The organism is Micromonospora sp. NPDC049799, from assembly GCF_040656655.1.
Taxonomy (GTDB): Bacteria; Actinomycetota; Actinomycetes; order Mycobacteriales; family Micromonosporaceae; genus Micromonospora.
The window spans coordinates 1-6,131 of sequence record NZ_JBFAMU010000296.1; the positions used below are offsets into that span (position 1 = coordinate 1).

5 protein-coding genes, 1 tRNA gene and 2 pseudogenes are annotated in these 6,131 nt (G+C 71.8%); 3 read left to right on the forward strand and 5 right to left on the reverse strand.

The features are described 5' to 3' along the window. Positions 1–137: 137 nt before the first annotated feature. Positions 138–800 (reverse strand): annotated as a pseudogene (locus AB0I76_RS20290) (single-stranded DNA-binding protein); the annotation flags it as partial. Between the two features lie 318 nt (positions 801–1,118). Between AB0I76_RS20290 and AB0I76_RS20295 the strand changes: the two are divergent. Then, on the forward strand, positions 1,119–1,538 hold the full coding sequence (locus tag AB0I76_RS20295; protein WP_357037568.1) for an HPF/RaiA family ribosome-associated protein: 420 nt from the start codon (positions 1,119–1,121) through the stop codon (positions 1,536–1,538). Positions 1,539–1,636: 98 nt separating this feature from the next. Beyond that, positions 1,637–2,662, forward strand: a complete 1,026-nt coding sequence (locus tag AB0I76_RS20300; RefSeq protein WP_357037571.1) for an alpha/beta hydrolase — start codon at positions 1,637–1,639, stop codon at positions 2,660–2,662. A gap of 117 nt (positions 2,663–2,779) precedes the next feature. Here the strand turns inward: AB0I76_RS20300 and AB0I76_RS20305 are convergent, their stop codons facing one another. After that, the gene (locus AB0I76_RS20305) at positions 2,780–3,475 is read right to left on the reverse strand and encodes a hypothetical protein (protein WP_357037574.1); all 696 of its coding nucleotides are present in this window, start codon (positions 3,473–3,475) and stop codon (positions 2,780–2,782) included. Between the two features lie 164 nt (positions 3,476–3,639). On the opposite strand from AB0I76_RS20305, the gene AB0I76_RS20310 reads away from it, so the two are divergent. After that, a tRNA-Arg gene (locus tag AB0I76_RS20310) sits at positions 3,640–3,715 on the forward strand. Between the two features lie 80 nt (positions 3,716–3,795). Here the strand turns inward: AB0I76_RS20310 and AB0I76_RS20315 are convergent. The 3 genes and pseudogenes from AB0I76_RS20315 to AB0I76_RS20325 form a co-directional block, all read right to left on the reverse strand. Then, positions 3,796–4,893, reverse strand: coding sequence for a tyrosine-type recombinase/integrase (locus tag AB0I76_RS20315; RefSeq protein WP_357037577.1), 1,098 nt, complete (start codon positions 4,891–4,893; stop codon positions 3,796–3,798). A gap of 35 nt (positions 4,894–4,928) precedes the next feature. Next, positions 4,929–5,111: a helix-turn-helix domain-containing protein gene (locus AB0I76_RS20320; protein ID WP_112737506.1), complete on the reverse strand. Its 183-nt coding sequence runs from the start codon at positions 5,109–5,111 to the stop codon at positions 4,929–4,931. Then, a pseudogene (locus AB0I76_RS20325) lies at positions 5,108–6,019 on the reverse strand (replication initiator); the annotation flags it as partial. The gene AB0I76_RS20320 and the pseudogene AB0I76_RS20325, both read right to left, overlap by 4 nt. Between the last annotated feature and the right edge of the window lie 112 nt (positions 6,020–6,131).

Sequence of the window (6,131 nt, forward strand, 5' to 3'; positions counted from 1 at the left end):
GTGGTGCTGACTCGGAGCTGTACCGCGGCAGCATGCGCGGGCGCACCATGTACGTCATCCCCTTCTGCATGGGTCCGGTCGAGGCCGAAACCGTCGCCCTCGACCGGACCGTCGGACCGGTCAGCGGCGCCCGGAGCGTCCGTGTCGTCCGCGCCGCCCGCGCGGGCCGTGGCGTCCGCGCCGTCCCAGAGCAGTTCGGCTGCACCGGGCCCGTGGTCCAGCCCGTCCGCGTCCTCGTCGAACGGATCGGTGGTGTCGGCGAAGGGGGACACCGCCCGCCGGCCCCGCACCGGGAACCCGGACAGCTCGAAGTCCTCGTCCAGCGGCCCGTCGTCGAGCACGGCCGGGGCGTCGCCGTCCGGCACCGGCTCGGTCGGTTCGCCGTGCACCCGCTGCTCGGCCTCGGCGTCCTGCACCGTGCTGGTGGACATGGTCGGCCGGTTGCGCAGGAAGCGACCCCGCCCACGGGACAGGTCGTGCCCCACCGCGACCGCCTCCAGCTCGTAGAGGGTGCGGTGGTTCCCCGCGTCGTCGGTCCAGTCGCGGGTGTAGAGCCGACCGCAGACGACCACCGGGTCGCCCACCATGATCGAGGCGGCCACACCCTCGGCGAGCTTGCGCCAGCAGTTCACGCGGACGCGAAGACTGTTGCCGTCGACCCACCGGCCGCTGTCGCGGTCGAGCCGGCGGGCGGTGGAGGCGACCTTGAAGTTGGCCACCAGCGTGTTGCTCTGGGTGGTGCGGCGCCACTCCGGGGCCGTGAGCACGTTGCCCACGATCGTGACGTACGTGTCGAACATCGTCCCTCCAGGGGGAGATCGGGCTTGCCATCGCGAGTCGACTCGACGCCGAGCCTGCGTCGGAAAGGCGGCCGACGCGAGCACCGACGGCCCGCCTGTGGACAACCGGAGCGGCTGTGGACAACGACCTGATCAAGGTCCCGGTGTGCTACGGCCGAACGGCCCTGGAGAGCCCGGTGCGGGCCGCTGCATGATCGGTCACGTTCCGGACCCCGGTCGGCTGGGTATGGATTTGATCAACCGCACCGCGGACAGCACCACGAACGAAAGGTCAGCGATCATGAAGATGACCACCATCGGCACCGGCCGGGTGCAGCGATGAGCGCCGTCACCAACCCGGCGACCGTGGCGGAGTGCCTGCGGGTCGGCGCCGGGTTCTCGCAGGGCGACCGGAACTGGATCGCCGAGCAGTTCGCCACGCTGGACGCCCGGCTCGCCGGTTTCCACGCCGACGCCACCGAGCTTGAGGTGACGGTGAAGGATCGCGAGGCCAAGGGTCAGAAGGTCACCCTGGAGTGCTGGATCGCCGGCCGGCAGAAGATCGTCACCACCTCCTCGGAGGAGGACCTGCACGCCGCGCTGAACGACGTCCGGGACGACCTGCGGCGCAAGCTCAACGACGCGAAGACGCGGCAGGAGCCCCGGCACAACAAGCACCTGCGCGACGTTTCCGCGCAGGCGGGTGCCCCGGCCGAGGAGGACATCGAGCCGGTCCGCGCCGACGCCGAGACCACCTGAGGCGTACGCCCGAAGCCCCCGCCCGCCGGTGCGGCCGGGCGGGGGCGGGTACGCCCGGGGGCTACCGCCCGGTAGCAAGCGGGCGTACCGTCGCGTTCGTGGAACCGGACGTGCTGGGCCCGCCCTACGAGCGGCAGACGATCGACCTGGGCACCGACGACGAGGGACCGGTGGTCGCCACCCTGGTCCGCCGTCGGGCCGACCGCCCCACCGGGCGGGCCGTGCTCTACGTGCACGGCTTCGTCGACTACTTCTTCCAGACCCACCTCGCCGACTTCTTCGCCGAGCGGGGCTGGGACTTCTACGCGCTGGACCTGCGCAAGTACGGCCGCAGCCTGCTGCCGCACCAGACCCCGAACTTCTGCACGGACCTGGCCGAGTACCTCCCCGAGCTGGACGCCGCCGCGAAGATCATCCGCGAGGACGACGGCCACGACATCCTGCTCGGGATGGGCCACTCCACCGGCGGCCTGATCGTCTCCCTCTGGGCGCACGCCCGCCGCGAGGCCGGCGTCGTCGACGGACTGTTCCTCAACAGCCCGTTCTTCGACCTCAACCTCCCCTGGGTGCTGCGCCGGCCCGGCGCGGCCGCCGTCGCGCGCCTGGCCCGCAGCGCGCCGAAGCGCGTCATCCGCCCCGGCCTCGGCACGGTGTACGGCCAGAGCATCCACGCCCAGCACCGCGGCGAGTGGACCTTCGACCTGGAGTGGAAGCCGCTCGCCGGGTTCCCCGTCCGGGCCGGCTGGCTGGCCGCGGTCCGGCAGGGCCAGCAGCAGCTCCGGACCGGCCTGGACATCCGCGTGCCGGTCCTGCTGGCCTGCTCGACCCGCAGTTTCAAGGGCATGAAGTGGCACGAGTCGGCGACGCTCGCCGACGCGGTGCTCGACGTCGAGCACATGGTCCGCTGGGCGCCCCGCCTCGGCCGGCACGTCACCCTCGCCCGCTTCGACGGCGGGATGCACGACCTCACACTCTCCGGCCCCGACGTACGCCAGAAGGTGTTCGACGAGGTCGGGCGCTGGGCCGACGCCTTCCTCGGCGCCGGGCCCACGGCCCCCGCCAGCCAGCCCGTGCCTCCGGCAAGCCGGCAACCGGCCGAAGCAGCGGACGCAACCGGCGTCTGACGCCCGCCCGCCGGGCCGCCGCCCGCCCGGCTGCCCGCCCGCCGATCTTGGAAGATTCCGGCCCCTCCGGGGGCCGTTTCCTTCCAAGATCTCCCGTGTTCCGCCTCGGCGTCCGCTTCAGGTGACCGTGGGGAGGTCTGCGAGGGCGGCGCGGATGCGGTCGAACGTGGCGATCGGGTGCCCGCCGTCGCGCGCGGGCAGCACCAGCCCCAGGCACCGCAGTCCGATCTCGCCGTCGTCGTCGTGCACGCCGAAGACCGGCGCGCCCAGGTAGCCGTCCGGCATCTCCGCGTCGACACGGACGGTGTCGCCGTGACGGGCGACGCGTTCGATCGCCACCTCCAGTCGCCGCGAGCCGTCCGCGCCAACCCCGAGCGCGAGGACGATCGCCGAGCCGGGCTCCGCGCCGATCCGGGCGATCGCGTCCGTGTCGGCCGCGAGGGCGTCCGGCACCGCCTGCGTACGCCAGTGCCAGCCCTGCCCCGCCGCTTCCTGGTGCAGGCCGGTGCTGGGGAGGACGGCCACCCCCACCCCGGCCGGCCTGACCCATGCCCCGCCGTTCGCCTCGACGGAGTCGCCCGCGACACCGGCCGGCTCGGTGACGCTGGGCCGCAGACCCAACGTCACCCGGGGTACGCCGGCCAGAGTGGCGGCGGTGAGCAGGTACTCGTCGCGCCCCGGCCCGGTGCAGAAGAACGCGGTGCCGAAGTGGTCCTCCCCCGCGTCGCTCGCGCGGACCGGCAGGATGGCGCGGCCGAGGAGCTGACACAACTCGGACGCGACGTCGCTCTCGGTCTCCTGATCAAGCAGCACCAGCCGAGGGTACGGCGTGCCGGACGCCGGGCCGACCGGACGCGGAACCCGGGTGACCTCGGTCGCCGGTCCGTGCGACCCTGATCGACGACGTGGGCGCGTCCACCCGTTCACCCACCGGATCAGCGGGCGGCGGTACCCTCTTGGCGCGACACCCACGGCACGCGCCCGTAGCTCAGCGGATAGAGCAGGGGACTTCTAATCCCAAGGCCGCAGGTTCGAATCCTGCCGGGCGCGCCACCTTCATCGCAGGTCAGCGGCTTGGTACGCCCAGCCCCATCGATCACCACGGCCCCCGTACAGCCATTCGTACAGCCAAGTCAGCCGAAGAGGTGCTTCGCGGCCTCGTCCACGGCGGCCCGCTCGATCTCCGGCAGGACGTGCGCGTAGGTGTTCATCGTCAGCCCGATCTGGCTGTGCCCAAGCACCTTCATCACGGTCCGGGGCGAGGCACCGGAGACGAGCAGGAACGTCGCGCAGGCGTGCCGCAGATCGTGCAGCCGCAACCAGTCGAGGCCAGCCGCCACACGGATCTTGTGCCACGTCCGGTCGATGTGGTCCGGGTCCATCGGCGTGCCGACCTTGGACGGGAAGACCAGGCCGTGATCCTGCCACCGCTCCCCCGCCGCCAACCGGTCCGCGGCTTGCTGCCGACGGTGCGCGCGGAACAGGGCGAGGGTCTGCGCCGGCACCGGAACCGTCCGCCGGGACCGCTCCGTCTTGGGTGCCACGAGCTGCAACCGGCCACCGGCCCGCTGAACGGTTTGCCGAACAGTCAGGGTGCCGGCGTCGAAGTCGATGTCCGACCAGGCGAGGCCGAGCAGTTCCCCGCGACGGAGCCCGACCGTCAGGGCACAGACGTACAACCCTTCCAGGCGGTGACCCCGCAGCACGTCGAGCAGCCGCTTGGCCTCATCCACGCCCAGGGCGCGCCGCTCGACCTGCCTCATCGCAGGCGGACGAACCGACTTGGCCGCGTTGCGGTGCACCAGCTCCTCCCGCTCCGCGTCACCGAGTGAGTTCCGGATCAGCCCGTGAATGTGCCGAACCGTCGTTGCCGAGAGACCGGCATCTGTCTTCTCGGCCAGAAGCCGACGGATGACGGTCGGCGTCAACTTGTCGAGCGCCAGCCGGCCAAGCGCCGGGCGGACGTGGTTCTCGATGAGCTTCCGGTAGCCCTGCAACGTCGACGGCCGTGTCCCGTCACGCTCCTTCATCCGCAACCACTCGTCCAGCCACTCCCCGACCGTCCGAGGAGCCGCCGCGAGGTTCTGCCCCTGCTCCTGGCGGCGGCGAAGGTCGACCAGCTTGCCGAGCACTTCCCGCTCCGTCTTGCCGTAGACCCACTTCCGAGACCGCTTGCCCTCACCCCAGCCCACATCGAGCACCGCCGCGAAGCCGTCCCGGTACTTGAACACGGAGCCCTCACCGTGAGACCGACGCCGCTTGCCGCTCATGCCGCGTACTCCTCGGTTGCCGAGAGAAGTTCCTCGATCGCGGCGACCGGGATCAGGCGAGCCCGGCCGAGCTTCACCGACCGCAGTCGACCAGACCGCATGAGGACGTAGACGGTGTCTCGACAGACGCCGAGCAGGGCCGCAGCCTCGGCCGGGCGGACGCTCTTCTTCTCGCTCATGCTCCGGTCCCTTCCTGCTCTGCCAAGTGACGGGAGATGACTGCCGAGACATCGGGCGGGTCGGCGGCGGCGCGTCTGGCGGCGTCGAGCTGTGCGCGCCATTGGATGCGCTCGGAGATGGCACGCAGGACCCGGTGCCCGAGGGGCGGCACGTCCGGGTCGGTCGGGCGAGCCAGCTCCCAGGCGTGGCGTTGCTCGCCGCCGGGCGGGGCGGTGTCGGCATCGGTGGTAACGCCGAGCAGGGCTTTGACCCACTCGCGTCGGTCGGCGCGGTGGTCGGTCAGGGTTTTGCCGGACCACTGGCGGGAGATCAGGACGCGTCGGCCGCCGATGCCGAGGGTGTCGCGCTTGTGGACCTTGTTCTTGCAGTTGCCCGGCCGCAGCCCCGGCCGTGCCTTCTTCGGCTGGACGCCGTAGAGCAGCCAGTTGGCGCACCGCTCCGAGCACGGCGTGTGCCGCAGCTCTTGCCAGAGCCGTTCCAGGTGCGCGCGTTGCCGGGCGGTGGTGACCTGGTGGCAGTCGGCGGCCTGCTTGGTGAGGTACTTGGTGATGTAGCCGACGCACCGATCGGCGTCCTTGGTGCCCGCGAGGACGCCCTTGGCGTCGACCTGCACACCGAAGCGGACCACGTGCACGGGTTGGGCGTCGGGGTTGGCGTCGACCAGGTCGAGGGCGTCATCCCACGAGGGCAGGAGTTGGCCGGTGGTGGCGTTGGTGTAGCCGGCGGCGTCGGTGTCCCACTGCGGCGCGTTGCCCGGTTCGTAGACCCGCTGGTCGACCGAGGGCCACCACACCTGGTGGTAGGTGGCGGCGGCAACTTGGCGGACGAGGGCGCGGGGGATGGTGCCTCGGATGGCGAAGTGCGCGTGCGGGGCCAGCCGGCGCTGCGGCTCGACGGCACCGGCGTATTGGACGTTCCAGCCGACGCCGCCGCACGGCCGAGCTGATCCACCGGTCGCGCCGGTGGATCAGCTCGCATCCGCCCCGTCGAACGAACGACGGGCACCCTCAGGCTGGCAG